This is a genomic window from Bacillus sp. PS108, assembly GCF_037963335.1.
In the GTDB taxonomy this organism is placed as follows: domain Bacteria; phylum Bacillota; class Bacilli; order Bacillales; family Bacillaceae; genus Bacillus; species Bacillus subtilis.
Genome location: NZ_CP150155.1, coordinates 862,610 through 878,380, shown reverse-complemented (window position 1 = coordinate 878,380; position 15,771 = coordinate 862,610). Strand labels below are relative to the sequence as shown.

At 45.9% G+C, this 15,771-nt stretch carries 14 protein-coding genes; 6 read left to right on the top strand and 8 right to left on the bottom strand.

What is annotated here, in order from left to right:
• Positions 1 to 24 precede the first annotated feature (24 nt).
• Together NSQ16_RS04435 and NSQ16_RS04430 are read right to left on the bottom strand one after the other, a co-directional pair.
• Positions 25 to 1,056, bottom strand: coding sequence for an iron ABC transporter permease (locus NSQ16_RS04435; protein ID WP_003243057.1), 1,032 nt, complete (start codon positions 1,054 to 1,056; stop codon positions 25 to 27).
• Positions 1,053 to 2,054 carry an iron ABC transporter permease gene (locus NSQ16_RS04430; protein ID WP_230488083.1) on the bottom strand — a complete coding sequence of 334 codons (1,002 nt, stop codon included), beginning with the start codon at positions 2,052 to 2,054 and terminating at the stop codon, positions 1,053 to 1,055. The genes NSQ16_RS04435 and NSQ16_RS04430 overlap by 4 nt, the downstream gene beginning before the upstream one ends.
• 130 nt (positions 2,055 to 2,184) lie before the next feature.
• Between NSQ16_RS04430 and NSQ16_RS04425 the strand changes: the two genes are divergently transcribed.
• Positions 2,185 to 3,162: an iron-siderophore ABC transporter substrate-binding protein gene (locus NSQ16_RS04425; RefSeq protein WP_014479212.1), complete on the top strand. Its 978-nt coding sequence runs from the start codon at positions 2,185 to 2,187 to the stop codon at positions 3,160 to 3,162.
• A gap of 17 nt (positions 3,163 to 3,179) precedes the next feature.
• Here NSQ16_RS04425 and mprF read toward each other — a convergent pair whose 3' ends face one another.
• The gene (mprF, locus tag NSQ16_RS04420; protein WP_230488082.1) at positions 3,180 to 5,750 is read right to left on the bottom strand and encodes a bifunctional lysylphosphatidylglycerol flippase/synthetase MprF; all 2,571 of its coding nucleotides are present in this window, start codon (positions 5,748 to 5,750) and stop codon (positions 3,180 to 3,182) included.
• A gap of 171 nt (positions 5,751 to 5,921) precedes the next feature.
• Here mprF and NSQ16_RS04415 point away from each other — a divergent pair, with 171 nt between their 5' ends.
• A complete protein-coding gene (locus NSQ16_RS04415; RefSeq protein ID WP_003233577.1) occupies positions 5,922 to 6,404 on the top strand; it encodes a MarR family transcriptional regulator in 483 nt (160 codons plus the stop codon).
• A 111-nt stretch (positions 6,405 to 6,515) separates the two neighbouring features.
• Positions 6,516 to 8,072, top strand: coding sequence for an MFS transporter (locus NSQ16_RS04410; protein ID WP_230488081.1), 1,557 nt, complete (start codon positions 6,516 to 6,518; stop codon positions 8,070 to 8,072).
• On the opposite strand, the gene bstA is transcribed toward NSQ16_RS04410, so the two are convergent.
• Positions 8,069 to 8,605 carry a bacillithiol transferase BstA gene (gene bstA / locus NSQ16_RS04405; RefSeq protein ID WP_230488080.1) on the bottom strand — a complete coding sequence of 179 codons (537 nt, stop codon included), beginning with the start codon at positions 8,603 to 8,605 and terminating at the stop codon, positions 8,069 to 8,071. The two genes, NSQ16_RS04410 and bstA, sit on opposite strands and share 4 nt — an antisense overlap.
• Before the next feature lie 122 nt (positions 8,606 to 8,727).
• Here bstA and NSQ16_RS04400 point away from each other — a divergent pair, with 122 nt between their 5' ends.
• Positions 8,728 to 9,981, top strand: coding sequence for an MFS transporter (locus NSQ16_RS04400; protein WP_014479207.1), 1,254 nt, complete (start codon positions 8,728 to 8,730; stop codon positions 9,979 to 9,981).
• The gene (locus NSQ16_RS04395; protein ID WP_230488079.1) at positions 9,947 to 10,564 is read left to right on the top strand and encodes a TetR/AcrR family transcriptional regulator; all 618 of its coding nucleotides are present in this window, start codon (positions 9,947 to 9,949) and stop codon (positions 10,562 to 10,564) included. The genes NSQ16_RS04400 and NSQ16_RS04395 overlap by 35 nt, the downstream gene beginning before the upstream one ends.
• Positions 10,565 to 10,600: 36 nt before the next feature.
• Here the strand turns inward: NSQ16_RS04395 and NSQ16_RS04390 are convergent, their stop codons facing one another.
• Together NSQ16_RS04390 and estB are read right to left on the bottom strand one after the other, a co-directional pair.
• The gene (locus NSQ16_RS04390; protein WP_144483443.1) at positions 10,601 to 11,689 is read right to left on the bottom strand and encodes an acyltransferase family protein; all 1,089 of its coding nucleotides are present in this window, start codon (positions 11,687 to 11,689) and stop codon (positions 10,601 to 10,603) included.
• 188 nt (positions 11,690 to 11,877) lie between these two features.
• A complete protein-coding gene (estB, locus tag NSQ16_RS04385) occupies positions 11,878 to 12,510 on the bottom strand; it encodes an esterase EstB (RefSeq protein ID WP_230488078.1) in 633 nt (210 codons plus the stop codon).
• Between the two features lie 272 nt (positions 12,511 to 12,782).
• Here estB and padR point away from each other — a divergent pair, with 272 nt between their 5' ends.
• Positions 12,783 to 13,331 carry a transcriptional regulator PadR gene (gene padR, locus NSQ16_RS04380; protein WP_003233588.1) on the top strand — a complete coding sequence of 183 codons (549 nt, stop codon included), beginning with the start codon at positions 12,783 to 12,785 and terminating at the stop codon, positions 13,329 to 13,331.
• Positions 13,332 to 13,403: 72 nt separating this feature from the next.
• Here the strand turns inward: padR and lnrN are convergent, their stop codons facing one another.
• Positions 13,404 to 14,561 (bottom strand): linearmycin resistance permease LnrN, encoded by a 1,158-nt coding sequence (lnrN, locus tag NSQ16_RS04375; RefSeq protein ID WP_230488077.1) that lies wholly within the window; start codon positions 14,559 to 14,561, stop codon positions 13,404 to 13,406.
• 13 nt (positions 14,562 to 14,574) lie between these two features.
• A complete protein-coding gene (gene lnrM / locus NSQ16_RS04370) occupies positions 14,575 to 15,765 on the bottom strand; it encodes a linearmycin resistance permease LnrM (protein ID WP_230488076.1) in 1,191 nt (396 codons plus the stop codon).
• Positions 15,766 to 15,771 lie beyond the last annotated feature (6 nt).

The window sequence follows — 15,771 nt, the reverse complement described above, 5'->3', positions numbered from 1 at the left end:
TTTTTAAGAAAATGGGTGTAACGATTAAGAATTTCTTGTTTTATAGAGCAAATAAATAAAATAAGGTGCGCCGATAGCCGCTGTAAAGACGCCGGCCGGCACTTCCACCGGAGCAAATAAGGTTCTGCCGACGATATCAGCTGTTAAAACGAGCAGAGCTCCAATAAGTGCCGACGCTGGGAGCAGCGCGCCATAAGATGAGCCGACAAGCCGTCTTGCAATATGGGGCGCCATCAGCCCGACAAAACCGATTGTGCCGGCAACTGAAACTGCACAACCCGTAAGAGCCGTACTCAAAAGGAGCAAGAAAAAACGATTTCGCTGCACAGCGCTTCCTGCACCCGCCGCAATATCTTCACCCAGCACCTGTATATTCATATTTTTTAGCGCGACAAAACAAATGAATAAGAGAATGACAGATAAGATAATAGCTATTTTTACATGCTGCCAGTTTGACCCATAAACTGACCCAGTGATATACACATTGGCTTGTGATGCCCGGTAAATCGGGCCTTTGATCATTAGCAGAGTAGTCATCGCCTGCGCCGACATTGAAAATCCGATTCCGATAAGCACCAGCCGAAATGTGGAGGCGCCATTTTTGTATGCCAGTAAATAGACGATGAGCCCGACAGCCGATGCGCCGATAAATGCAGCTGCCGGAAGCCATGACAGACTGATCGTAAGTGAACTGCTGCGGTCTGAGAAGAACATCATTAAAAGCACGACCGCTACCGCCGCTCCTCCTGTTATTCCGATAATATCCGGAGATGCGAGAGGGTTTCTGACGAGCCCCTGCAATATCGCGCCTGCCGCTGCCAAGCAGACACCGGCGCATAAAGCCGTCAAAATTCTTGGCATGCGGAACGACATGATCATCAGTTCATCCAGCTTGGAACCTGCACCAAAGAATGTTTTTGCTACATCCCAGGGAGGAATAAACCTTTGTCCGAGACCAGCGCTTATGATGAGTACAGCAGCTGTTAACCCCAGTAAAACCAAAAATACGATCCATGCTTTCTTTTCAGCCGCAGTAACGCCAAAACGAAGTTTCATAGCTTCGCCCCCCTTCTTGCGATGTACACAAACACAGGCATTCCGATGATGGCGGTCATGACCCCGACAGGAACTTCCTGAGGCATAATGATATATCGCGCACCGATATCCGCACAAACAAGCAAAATGGCACCCAAAACAGCGGAAAATGGCAGAACCCAGCGATAATCATTACCAACGACAAAGCGGGCAAAATGCGGAATAATGATGCCGATAAAAGAAATCGGCCCGGCAATGGCGACAGCGGACCCTGCAAGCATGACAACACAAAGCGCCATCACAAATTTTAACAGGCCTGTTTTTTGGCCGAGTCCTTTTGCCACATCTTCTCCCATAACGAGGAGATTAATTTTTTGGCCGAGAAAGAAGCAGATTACAAGCGCTGCCGCTGCATATGGAAACATCGTCATCAACAGCTCCAGACTCCGGCCCTGCACAGAGCCAGTCAGCCAAAAAAGCACCTGGGCAAGCTCGAGTTCGTTGACAGACAGCAAGCCCTGTGTCAGAGAAGAAAACATGGCTGCCATGGCAGCTCCCGCCAGCGTCAGTTTGATTGGCGTCAGCCCTTCCCTCCCAAGCGAGCCTGCTGCATAGACGATCGCGGCGGTAAATGCTGCCCCCAGAAACGAGCTCCATACTAATGCCTGAGGTGACTGAATATGCAGAAAAAACGATCCGGCAACAATAAAAAAACCTGCACCGGCGTTAATCCCGAAAATCCCCGGTGACGCAAGCGGATTTTTTGTGAGCGCCTGCATGAGAGCGCCCGCGGCTGCAAGCGAGGCGCCGACGACTGTCGCAACCAAAGCGCGCGGAAGCCTGACATCCTTGATGATGACATGCTCATTTGTTCCGTTGAAGGAAGTAAACGCCTGATAGACCTGTCTCCATGACGTACCTGTATAGCCATACACGACGCTTGCGCAGACAGCCGCCAGTAAAATGAAAATCAGACATACTAACACAATCCATTTTGAAGATGCCTTTTTGCAGATCATGATCTAATTCTCCTAGTTATTTACTATGTAATGTTTGTTTTTGAGAATAATCCTCAATTAGGGATTGACACTCTTAACACTGCTTATTATGATCTAAATGATAATGAATTTCAATATTGGGAGGAAAAAGATGAAAAAGCATATCAGCATGCTATTCGTATTTTTAATGGCCTTTATGGTACTTTCTGCCTGTAATAGTTCAGAAAGTTCAAGCAACAGCGAGGGGTCAAGCAGCAAAACAAGAACGGTCAAACATGCAATGGGGACATCAGACAACATCCCCGCCAATCCAAAACGGATTGTTGTTTTAACTAATGAAGGAACAGAGGCGCTCTTAGCGCTTGGCATTAAGCCGGTCGGAGCCGTAAAGTCATGGAAGGGCGACCCGTGGTATGACTATCTGAAAGATGACATGAAAGGTGTTAAAAACGTCGGTCTTGAAACGGAACCGAATGTGGAAGCCATTGCAGAATTAAAGCCTGATTTGATTATTGGAAACAAAGTGCGCCAGGAAAAAATTTATGATCAGTTAAATGCGATTGCGCCGACTGTTTTTGCTGAATCTTTGGCCGGGAACTGGAAGGATAACCTGACTCTATACGCCAACGCGGTGAATAAGGCGGACAAAGGCAAGGAAGTCATTGCCGATTTTGATAAACGTGTTTCTGATTTAAAAAACAAGCTGGGCGACCAGACAAACAAAACAGTTTCAGTCGTACGCTTTTTATCCGGTGAATCAAGAATCTATTATACCGATTCATTCTCAGGGATTATTTTAGACCAGCTTGGCTTCAAACGCCCTGAAAAACAAGTGGAGCTGTTTAAGAAACAAAAGGACCAATTTACATTCTCAACTGACAGTAAAGAATCTATTCCTGATATGGATGCTGATGTGCTGTTTTATTTCACTTATAAAGCCGATAATGCAAAGGAAAATGAAAAATGGGCCAATCAGTGGACAAGCAGTTCACTATGGAAAAACCTGAAGGCCGTGAAGTCAGGTAATGCACATGAAGTCGATGACGTCGTATGGACAACCGCAGGCGGAATTAAAGCCGCAAACTACCTGCTTGATGATATTGAAACCTACTTTTTAAAAACGAAATAAAAAAAGACTCCGTCTTATTAGACGGAGTCTTTTTTGCTTTTGCCAATCAGACGTGTAACGAGGAACATGGTGACAGAAAGAGATCTGTTTTTCCGATACGCTAAGTATTTCCCTCGCCACTCCGGTTTGTATTTTTCTTTAAAGGCTCTTAGGCCGCTGAAGCTGTACATGTATCTGACATTATTAAAAATGACAGCGGCAAACCTTTCGGACCAGAAGGATGTAAAGGCAGTGCCGACATTGGCCAAGGGTGCCATTCCCATATTAAATGACGTGCAGCCCTCTTCCTTTGCCCATAAAAACATGCGGATAAACAATGCGTCCATAATGCCATTTGGAGCGTCGCCGCGATAGCGCATCAGATCGACCGATATCTCTCCTTCCTGGTACATCGGCATGACATTTGCGAATGCAACGATCTCTCCTTCTGCATTTTTCATATAGGCGATCGGCGCTTTCTGTAAATAGGAAGGATCAAAAAATCCGAGCGAGAATCCCTTCTCCTTTTTCGAGCCGAGCCATTCGTCTGAGATTTGCTTCAGCTCCTCCAAAAACGCATCAGAAAATGGGGGATGATCCACATGGAAAGTATACTCCTCCCGCTCAAAGCGGTTATTGATTGCCCGAAGGCCGGCTTTTTTCTTCCCAGTCAAGGTAAATGTATTTAAATCTACATATGCTTCCTCGCCCAATTTAAAGAAGTTGTAGCCAAAATCGTGATACAGCGCCATGTCCTCTCGTTCAATTTGGTAGAACAAAACACTGAATCCCTTCTGATGCGCTTCGTTCAGAAATTCTTCCAGCACGAGCGGGAATGATTCTCTTTGGCCAGACGGATCGCCGAGCACGACCAGCCTTCTGGCGATTTTCCCAAACAGAAGCAGTGCATTCCCATCACTAGAAAAATAAAACCGCTTATCTCCAAGAAAACCAAGATGGCTCAGCGCGTTGCCGCCTTTTTCATTAAGAAACGCAGCAAGACGCTCAGGGTCAGCTTGCTCTCCGATCGGTTTCGTTCTCTTATGATAGACCACTGTAAATATAAAGAAGAACAGCGGCACAATAATGATCGCCATGATGGTTGCATGTGTAATATGCGAGGTGCTGTGGACGAAATACTCGTGACGCAGCACCTTCTTCATCCGGTCCCAAATAAAGCCCGCGATCAGATTGTAGTTAAAGAGCGCCACAGTAAACAGCGCCACAGCGAATATCAATTGTCCCAGTGTATAGGATGCCTGTTCGCGGACAAATTGTTTTTTCAATAGCACAAGCAATACGATAATCATCGGCAGTACAAATATCGCGCTGATGTTAAGCCCTTTTAAAAAGCTGAACACAAAGCCGCCGACAAGCGCTGTAATGGCCATCGTATAGGAACGTTTTGTCCGTTTATAAAGCTCGATCGGCAAAATCAGCAGAATGAGCGCTGAGCTTAAGGACAGGCCGTTGAACAGCAAAAGCGCCGGGCGCGGAATGTGCGGTATAACCGTCAGCCGGTCAATCGGCAAGGAAACTGAGGCCAGGACAATCAGACCTGCTACGAACACAATAAGGGAAAGCGAGCCTTGCAAAATTCTCACTAATACCGCACGCTGAACAACAAGCAGAACGTTTGTCGTCTCAATTGCCGGTGCGATGCGCGGGTTCGTTTCGAGCCGCTTCATTGTATTTTCCGTCAGGTCGCCGGCGGCAAAGAACAGTCCCAAGATAAATGGGATAAATGAGTAGGCGAGCCTGTACAACACAATAGAAGTAACGATGGCCTCTTGATGATAGCCAAGCTGCTCCATCCCCAGCAAAAATAAAAGGTCAAACGAGCCGAAGCCGCCCGGCACGAGGCTGATCATTCCTCCGATCGCCGCAATGACGAACACCCCGAACACATACCTGATATCTGCATGAATGCCCATAGCGAACAAAGCAAAATAGATGACGATCCCGGCCATGAGCCATTCAACAACTGAAGCTCCAATATATGCGAAAATCGGATTTTTCACTTTATCCGCATTCTTTTCATCCCCAGCTTTGCGGTCTTTTATTTTGGACACCGCCAAAGACAGCGGCAATATCAGCGCAAAACCGATAACGACCGCCCATAGCCAAGGCTTTTCATGAATCACTTCATCAACTGGCAGCACTCTCGCAGCGACGAAAATGCTGAAAACAGATAATCCGAGCAGCATAGATGATGTGAGCCAGGCGATTCCTTTCACGAGTGCCTTATGGTCTTTCGTATGCTCCTTATATAACATCATTCTTAACCCGACGCCGGCTAAACCGCCGAAGCCCAGCACATTATTAAATGAATTGGCGATCCAGGAAACCCTGAATACTTTTCCGTTTGTGATCGATAGGCGCAGTGAGTATTTCAGGACGTAATCATACAGCGACATGGCCGCAACAGCCAGCAAGCCGATCAACACAAGCATGAATAAGTCCGTTCGTTCCAGTCCGTTGATGACCATGAGCGTACGTTTGAATGACAGATTTGTCAGTTCTTTTTTCGATTGATAAATAACAAATAGCAAAACAGCAATAGGAAAAACGATTTTTAATATTGATAAAGCATTCTTTTTAATCAGCAATGGTCTCTCCAATCATATTCTAGTTCGATCCTCTCCCCCAATAATCTCCAACTCATTATACACTACCGTTATTTTTCGGACAAAGTCCCGCATGCGGTTTCTGCTCACTTTCTTTCAGGAGTGAAAATCGAGTAATATGGTAAGAGGAGTGAATGATGAGGAAGTGATGAAATGGAATATAATTTACACGATACAACAGTATTAAACGAAAACATTCTTTCATCGGAGGAACGGGAAATATGGGTGCTCTATATGAAAGTCTTAACGTCCGCCGGGCTCGGTGATGTGTCCGAGTGGATGAAGCTGGATATGAGCATGCCGCAAATGAAAGTGCTGATGCTATTAAACAACCATGGAACATTGAAAGTGAGCGACATTGCTGAAAAAATGGGGGCTTCTCTGTCCAATACAACTGGGCTGCTTGACCGGCTTGAAAAATCAGGATTTGTCAAACGCTCACATTCTGAAGAGGACCGCCGCTCTGTAGTTGTTCAGTTGACAGAGAATGCGAAAAAGATTTTCCGGGGTTTGTATGAAAAAGGCCACCTGAAATTGAAGCGTTCATTAGAGCTGCTGTCCCCTGAAGAAAAGCAGGCTGTTTCCGAAGGGCTGTCTATCCTTTCAAGAGCATTAGAAAAAGCGAAAAAAGAATAAATCTGTAAGTCTGTCATCCGCAAACTGCGGGAGCAGGCTTTTTTTATTTGACATTTAGTTCATTTAAAATGAATAATATACTTCTAGTGAATAAAAAAGGGGTTGATGAATATGCCTGAAGCATTAACAGAGCAGAAAGGCCAAAAGTGGGCGATCAGCCTGTTTACGATTGGTGTATTTATGGCTGCGCTAGATAACGGAATTATTTCAGCTGCTTTAACAACGATAAACGAGTCGTTTGCCGTTTCTCCTTCCTGGGGATCATGGGGCATTACTCTTTATACGCTCGGTCTTAGCGTCAGTGTGCCAATCGTCGGAAAGCTTTCCGACCGCTACGGCAGAAAAAAACTCTTTCTCATTGAGGTTTGCCTGTTCGGACTTGGTTCTTTGCTTGTTGCTTTGAGCCAAAGCTTCCCGCTCTTTCTGATATCGCGGCTGATTCAGGCGCTTGGAGGCGGCGGGATTTTCATCATCGGCAGCTCTCACATTCTCGCGACCCTCCCAAAGGAAAAACAGGGGAAGGCGCTTGGGCTGCTTGGCGCAATGAACGGGATGGCCGCTGTGCTCGGGCCAAATATCGGAAGCTTTCTGCTTGATTGGACCGGGTCTTGGCATTGGCTATTTTTGATTAATTTGCCGATTGCCGTGCTATTGGTTGTTTTCGGCGCATACTTTATCGCGGAAACAAAAGCACCTGAAGCTAAGCGCCTCGACGCGGCCGGAATCTTCCTTCTATCCCTGTCGATTTTAGCCGTGATGTACGGCATGACGAACCTTGACGGGGCAAATCTCTTACACAGCTTGGGGAATCCGGAGGTTTATGGATGTATTATTTTTGGCATGCTCTGTTTTGCAGCGCTTATCTCGTATGAAAAGAGAGTTGAAATGCGAGGAGGCGATCCCATTTTGGCGTATTCTCTGCTGCGAAACCATATGTTTCAGCGCACGCTTATCATCGGTTTGTTATCCGGGGGGCTCTTGGCGGCAGTCATTTTTATCCCGTCATATGTCGAGCAGTATTTGGGTGTCCCTGCCGCAAAAGCAGGCTATTGGATGACACCGCTTGCGTTGGCTTCCGGAATCGGCGCTTGGCTTGGCGGAGCGCTTACCGACAAAAAAGGTCCTGTAAAAACCGTTATTCTTTCGGGAATCATCTCATGTGCGGGGTTTGCTTTATTTCCGCTCTGGGTGACGGAAAAATGGGAGTTTGTGATCGCAAGTGTGGCAGCTGGGATCGGTTTTGGCTTTCTGTTAGGCGCTCCGCTGAACGTCCTTGTATCAGAAGCGGCAAAAACAAATAAGGGTACAGCTCTTGGCACGCTTTCATTAGTAAGGCAAATTGGACTGACCTTGGCGCCTACTCTATATGCAGGTTTTATCACAGCCGGGTTTGACCAAATAGGTGATGAGATCAACAGCCGCTTATCGGACAGCGGATATTCAGAAAAGGCGATGCAGATGATTCCGGAGATCGACAGTTCTGATGTTTCTTCTTTACAAGAACAAATCGAACGCATTCCCGTTCCTGAAGTCAAAACCGCGATAAGCGACGCCATTCATGCGAGTGTCGCCAGCGGCTATGATCATTTATATGCAGCGGCTGCTGTGATCTCACTTCTGGTGATTGCTGCTATCAGTATTCCGGCTTTCCGCCGGCAAAAGCGTTAAGACCACCCCATCCGTCTGGAAAGCTCCGTAATATGAGCGATACGGTGATGTGAGTGCCAGACATACAGGCCGAGCGCGTTCTCCAGGGTAATGATCTCCTTTGTATCAGGGTGATAAAATCCGCGCTTAAATTGCTGATCCGTCAGGGTGCGGAGCAGAGCCGTCCATCTTCCGTGTAGCTCCTGCAAAAGCGAAAGTGAGCCGCTCGGATCTGCCGTTTTCGAGTCTTTTAGCTCCGACCATGCTTTTTCATCATACGGACGGATAGCCGGTGTCTCTTCCGTCAAGCTCAATTTAAAACGAATATAGCTGTTCATATGACTGTCAGCCAGATGATGAATAACTTGCCGAACGGTCCATCCACCGTCCCGGTACGGTGTGTCAAGCTGGCTGTCCGTCATGACCTCTACAGCTTGCTTCAATTTTGCCGGCACTTCTTCAAGTACTTGAATCCATTTATCTTTTTGCTCCTTCGATATGGATTCCCTCGGCTTGTATTCTCCTATTGGGTAGCTTAGATTGACTGATGTCATGAATGTTCCCCCTTCTTTTCACTCTTCTCCTTTATTTTACAAGAAAAAGATTGTATATTGTGTCTTTTTCCCATACAATAAAAACGACACTAGTGTCATTTTAATAATCAGGAGGATGAATCATGGAAAAACCGTTGTTTCGCAATCAAAAAGGACTGATGACACTGTTAGCCTCGCAAACCATTTCTTCACTTGGAGACTGGCTTCACATTTTGGCCGTGCTAACATTAGCCGCTTTTCAGCTTCATGCTTCTCCATTAGATATGTCGCTTTTAATGATGTCGTTTGCTTTGCCTGTCATTGTACTCGGACCTGTATCGGGTCTGCTTGCCGACCGTTTTGACAGAAAAACGATCATGTTTCTGTCTGAAATCGGACGTGCCCTCACCGTTATCAGCTGCGTTTATGTCAGTGAGCTTTGGCAGCTTTACGTATTGCTATGCCTTCAGAGCTGTTTTTCTTCACTTTTTTCACCTGCTAAAAACGGAAAGCTTAAGGAATTGGCTCCGGAAGCACACATTCAGCAGGCTGTTTCCGCCAGCAGCATCATTGATAACAGTGCAAAAATCTTCGGCCCTGCCCTTGGCGGCATGCTGATCGCTGCTGTCTCTATACATTCTGTTTTCTATATTAACGCCGGCGCCTTTCTTCTTTCCGCTGTCATTTTGTTTTTCCTCCCCAAAGATGCTTTTTTACAAAAAGCCAATACACCTCAAGAAAAAACATCAGCACTTGCTTCTATTAAAGAAGGCCTTCAGTATTTGAAACGGATGCCGCTTCTTTTAATAGGCTTACTCACAGCTTGCGTCGTTCTCTTTGTTTTGCAGATTGGTGATTCCCAGGCTATCATTCTTATCCGTTCTTTTTCAGGCGCTCCGCCTGAGCTTGCAGGCTGGTGCATGGCCGTCAGCGGAGCCGGCATGCTCCTTACGGCGGCAATTGCCGGCAGACGGCGAATCACCTCTTATTTTCTTTATTTCTCAGCTGGGACCTTTCTGCTTGGACTAGCAACTGGAGGCGTGCCATTTCTGAGTGGAATGGGAATTGCCGGCATTGCTCTTTTTATTTTCGCTTTTTTCATCATGGGAGCGGCTTTTGGTCTGGTCCATATTCCATTTCAAATTCTCGTGCAAACAACAGTGCCGGTTGATTACAGCGGCAGGGTGTTTGGCGCCATTCAGAGCGCGACAACCCTCGCCTCCATCCTCGGCATGGCGGGCGGAGGCATGCTGGCGGAATGGATCGGTGTTTCACTTGCTTTTCTTGTCTGTGGCTGCTTGCTGATCTTGATTGGGTTGATTACACTTGTAGGTAAGAAAGTTTCAGAAAGCAGGCGATATCTTGTCACCAAAAGTAACAAAGGAGCACAAGGATAAACGACAGGCAAAGATTTTAGAGGCTGCCAAAACGGTTTTTAAACGTAAAGGATTCGAATTAACGACGATGAAGGACGTTGTAGAAGAGTCAGGTTTCAGCCGGGGCGGTGTCTATCTTTATTTTTCAAGCACTGAGGAGATGTTTCGCCGCATTATTGAAACAGGGCTGGATGAAGGACTCCGAAAGCTTGATAAATCAGCTGAACACCAAAGTGTTTGGTCCGCCATTTCAATCTATTTGGATGAACTGACTGAGGGCCTGCGTGATGTAGCAGATACGCTGGCGCCGGTGCAATTTGAATATTTAGTGACAGCTTGGCGGAATGAGGAACGTAGGCAGTATTTGGAGAAAAGGTATGATCTTTTTGTGGAAAGATTTTCAAAGCTATTGCAAAAAGGGATCGATCAGGGAGAGTTTCAGCCGCTTCAGCCTCTTGCGACTATCGCCAAGTTTTTCCTCAATATGAATGACGGCATCATTCAAAACGCCCTGTATTTCGATGAAGAAAAAGCTGATGTATCTGGACTTGCTGAGTCTGCAAAACTATATTTAAAAACAGTTCTGCAAGCGGATAAGAAGTAAAGAAACGCGGCAGGAGCCCCCCCTGCCGCTTGTTTTTCACCCTGCGTGATCACGCACTTCGACTGTTACCTTCTTCTGTTTTGGCTGATAAATTTTCCCCACAAATAAATACCCATATTTGAACTTATTCAGCGCCCATGAAGTCATAATCGGGCCGGCTGTACACACGGCAAACAACAGGAGAACAGCTGGTACGGCAGGAATTTCGGGCATATTCAAAAGCAACACGTAGCCTATAATCATAAAATAGGCATGAAGCAGATAAATCGAAAAGGAATAGTTGCTGATAAACATCATGATTTTCGGCACATGCTTCATTTTGGAGAACAAGTGAAAACACAGAAAAATCATGCTTGTTGAATACAGCATGATATCAGGCCGCTTCGAGCTGATCATGCCGATTTCACCCACATAAGAAACAGTGACAACCAGCGCCCCAGAAGCAATTGCGGCGCCGTACACCACCCAGCGGTATTGGTTCAGCAACGCTAAAAAACGCTTGTATTCTTTTCCGCAATAGTAGGCTAGACAAAAGTAGAAAAGCCAGCCTGCGAACGGAACCCAGAAGAACGGAAATGCCCCGCCCTCATCAGAAGCAGGAGCCGGGCTGGCTGCGGAGAAATAGCCTAAATAAGCGGCTGTCACCACAAATGAGATAGACAGCACCCATTTCGGCGATGCTTTTTTCAAATACTCATGAAACATCATATGCAGCATGTAAAATTGAAAGATGACGAGAATGAAGTATCCGATAAAGTTTCCTAAGAATACGTTCGCCAGATATTTTTGCACAAACGCGAGAAAGGTTACCTCTCCCCCCATCGCACTGGTCATCAGCAGCGCATCGATGGCCGCGATAAATAGAAAAGGAACAAAAATCACTTTTCCCCGCTTCTTTAAAAAACCGTCAGGCACCCCATCAGGATAAGAACGGGCCAGTAAAAATTCAGAGATGAAAATAAAAGCGGGCGTGCTGAACATCAGGAGTGTGCGGAAAGAATCAACAGTGTGAGAAATATCTGCAAGAGCTTCTGCCTGAAGCATCAGGACCATTGAAATGATATGGAGCAAGACGACACTTAAGCACGAAATGCAGCGGATCATAAAAATTTCTTTAATTTGCATAACAGCGCTCCTTTTATTTCAAATTGATAGAAATCGATGGTTGTACCTTAACATGTCCGCTCTATTTGAAAAAGTGCCTGATGTCATAAATTGACGTATGCATGATAGACTAAGGTCATAAGACCCTATGGCTTTCTCAGACGAAAAAACCCACTGTAACGGAGACAGCAGGTTGTTTTTTGAAGATATTAATTTGTATTGAGGCCTCCGCCATTCAGCCCTTCTTTGATATAGCCGTTCACTTGGCTATTAGAGAGCAAGCCAATATGACCGATGCCATAAAGCTGGATGTTTCGCGCTCCTTGTAACCGAGACAAGCTATTGATGACAATTTGATCATTGAGACTGTAAATAGATGTATAGAGGATCTTTTGATTAGGATCTGTACCCGGCAGCGCCGTTGATGACACTAAACCATTAGCCCCGCCAAGCGTTACGACATTTTGAATCTTATTGCCCCCGCCTAAATATTTAATATAGTACAGCGTATTGGCGCCTCCCATACTATGAGCCACAATATCTACTTTTTTTGCCCCCGTCTCTTTTAAAACACGGTCAACATATGAAGCAAGCTGCGGGCCGTTATTTAGGTTATTTCCTGTTTTATCATAAAAATCAATTGCATACAGTTTGTTGCTTTGCCAGCCTTGAGAAATTAAGTAGTTTTTAATAGCGAAAAAGTTGTATGATGCACCACTTATTCCATGAACAAAAACGACAGGATTATGTACTGATTCAGCTTTTGCGCCAGACGGCGGAGCGGCTAAAACAGATAGAATCAGCGATAAACAAATAATGAATGCCATAAGTACTTTTTTCACGTTTATTCCCCCTTAAAATGTTTACACCACCAATTTCCTATTATACATAAAAAATCAATATGGTTAATATTTTTTCTGAAAATTAAATTTAAATCTCTTTTATATTGACGGAGATAAATCGGATACCTTCTGACAAACCTTTTATCTTCATTTCCAAAGAGCCCGGTTGTGTTCCCTTCCTCCCTTTTCTATAATAAGGGAAATAGGCAGTTAGAATCACAGTTGAGCACCGGCTTATCTGTTTTGCGAAACAGCCAGACACGGAGGATAGCATGAGAGTATTAAAATACGCCATATTAGGGCTTTTGCGAAAAGGCGAATTGAGTGGATACGATATTACGAGTTATTTTAAAGAGGAGCTCGGCCAGTTTTGGAGCGCCAAGCACAGCCAGATTTACCCTGAGCTCAAAAAGCTGACGGATGAAGGATTTATCACGTTCCGGACAACGATTCAGGGCACAAAGCTGGAGAAAAAGATGTACACCCTGACAGACAGCGGAAAGCAGGAGCTGCATGACTGGCTGATCCGCCACCAGCCGATACCCGAGACGGTGAAGGATGAATTTATGCTGAAGGCTTATTTCATTTCTTGTCTATCGCGCCAGGAGGCTTCTGATTTGTTCAAAGACCAGCTGCAAAAACGACAGGCCAAGCTTTCTGACTTACAGGGAAGCTATGAAAAGCTTATGGCTTCAGCAGAGCCGATGTCATTTTCTTCACCGGACTTCGGCCACTATCTTGTGCTAACGAAAGCGCTGGAGCGGGAGAAAAATTACGTTTCTTGGCTGGAATCAATTTTAGCTATGATAGATAAGGATTAACCGCAGTTCAGGCTACACCCATACGAATGTACCCACATGCAAAAAAACATCTGCCTAAACGGCAGATGTTTTTTAGGCTCGGAGCGCCTTAAGCCCCGCTGCGAAAGTGATCGCAGCAAATGCAAGCAAAGTGCCGCAGATTCCGAGAATATCTGTGACGTGGGCACCGTTAGCGATAATCTCTGTCAGCCCGCTCATCGCCCACTTTTGCGGAAGAAATTCAGCGATGGATTGCATAAATTTCGGTTCAATGTCGATCGGCCAATACATCCCGCTCACCATACATGTTGCGATGATGAACAAGTTACCGAACGCAAGCTGCTGTTCTGGCGTTCTGACATTGGCCGCAATCATCAATCCAATGCCGACAACGGTCAGCAGAAAAAGCGACACCAACACCATAACCGCAGCCGGATTCCCCCAGTTGATGCCAAACAGCCAATGGGTTGCGAGAAGCAATATGCCAAATTGAATCCAGCCAATGACAAAGAAGGACAGCACATACCCAGCACCGATTTCGGCTCGGCTGACAGAGGCTGTAAGCAATCTGGACCATACGCCGTTTTTTCTTGCTTCTAAAATGGTTCCAGCCGCTCCCATCATGGTCAGCATGACAAACAGGATGGAAAAACCTGCTGCTCTGGAGGCTGTGTCACTTGCTTCCGCACCCTCTTTTTTATCACTGAGCGTCTGCCGTGTTACAGCCGGAACTGTATCTTCATGTTTTTTGGCGAAAACGGTTTTATACGCAGCCTTCCAGTTCTCTCCCGCTGTCTGCGATGCCGTTTTTGCCGCGGTCACCTGAATATTGAGCGTTGCCAATGTGCTTTCTGCATATTGTTTGACCATCGGCGCTTCCGACAGCTCAGGGCCGTGACGGAAAATCAGCTCAGGATGTTTGCCTTTTTCCAGCTGTGTCTGGAACGAGCGGGAAATGACGATGATCCCGGCAATTTTCTTTTGTTTCAGCTTTTCTGACGCTTTGTTTTCAGGCACGTTTTCGAATGTATACATATCATCGTGTGCCTTCAGCTGCCGAATATAATGCTGTGAGAGAATCGTATCGTCCTGATCAACGATTGCAAGCCGCACCTTATCATCATTGCCGCCGAGCATACTCCCAAATACAAAGGTAAGCAAAAGCGGGGCAGCAAACATGATCAAATAGTTCTGTGGCTTCTTAAAAATGAGAGAAAGCTCAATGCCGCAAATGGCTATGATTTTTTTCACCTTTTGTACCTCCTTATCTTGTATGAAGCCGTCTGATACCAATTACAAGTGAACAAAGGCCGATCGCCGCAAAAAGAAGCACAGGCTTTTGAAGGTCAGCCCAGCCTCCCCCTTCCATTAAAGAAAGAAAGCCGTCAAGCGCCCAGCGATTTGGCACCGCTTTGGATACAGACTGCAAGACGTCCGGAAATTGGTACAGCGGCAGCATGGACCCGCCGAGAACCGCAAGCAATTGAATGCCGAAGCCGCCTATCGAGTCTGCAGATTTCATATCGCTGATGCACGACGCAAGCAGCATTGAAATACCAGATACAGCTGCGGCGTAAGAAAGCCCGAGTACACTCACAAACAGCAGATTACCGCCCCAGTCCACACCAAATACATTGATTGTGACGATCAGAAATATGAAAAATTGTATGATGGCAAACAGATACGTCCCAAGCCATTTTCCGAAGAGAATGACGGATTTTTGCGCAGGCGTCATCAGCATTCTGGCAAGCGTCTCCGTATCCTTTTCCTGTAAAAACGATTTCGCCCCGACTGTGATATGAAACAGCATAAACATGCAAAGCATTGCCGCCGAATAGTATTGAAAACTGGTAACGGCTTTGCTGCCGACAGATTTTTCCGCAATAGTAAGCTTGTCACCTGTTTCTTTTTCTAGCGTCTTTGCCAGCTTTTCTGCAAACTGTGCAGGGTCAAGTTTTCCTTGCTTTACAGCTTCCGTTTTGCTGATGTAGTCCATTGAGGCTGACGCGGCTTCCTTTACCGCTTTATATTGTTCTATAAAAGAGCTTGCAGCTGTTTCGATGATGGAACTTTTCAATGTTTGATCAGGTGCGGCATAAACAACAGCTGAGGTTTTGCCGGCTTCCCAATGGTTCGGGATGACGATGCCTACATCGATTTTCTTTTCATCAATCAGCTTCTTCATCTTGTCTTCGCTGCCGGCTTTTGTGGCCTTTATCGACTTCATTTTTTTGAGAACATCTTTTGTAAACATGTTCGCTGCATCTGACTGGTCTGATTGAATGTAGCCGACTTTGATGTCATCAATCCGGCTGCCTCCGTCAACAACTGATCCGAGCGCCGCCCCTAAAATACACGTTAGGATCAGCGGCATTAGGATAAGCATCATAAACCCTTTTCTGTCCGTGATTCTGATTTTGACATCTTTCCATGCGATCCATATGCTTTTTTTCATTGCCGT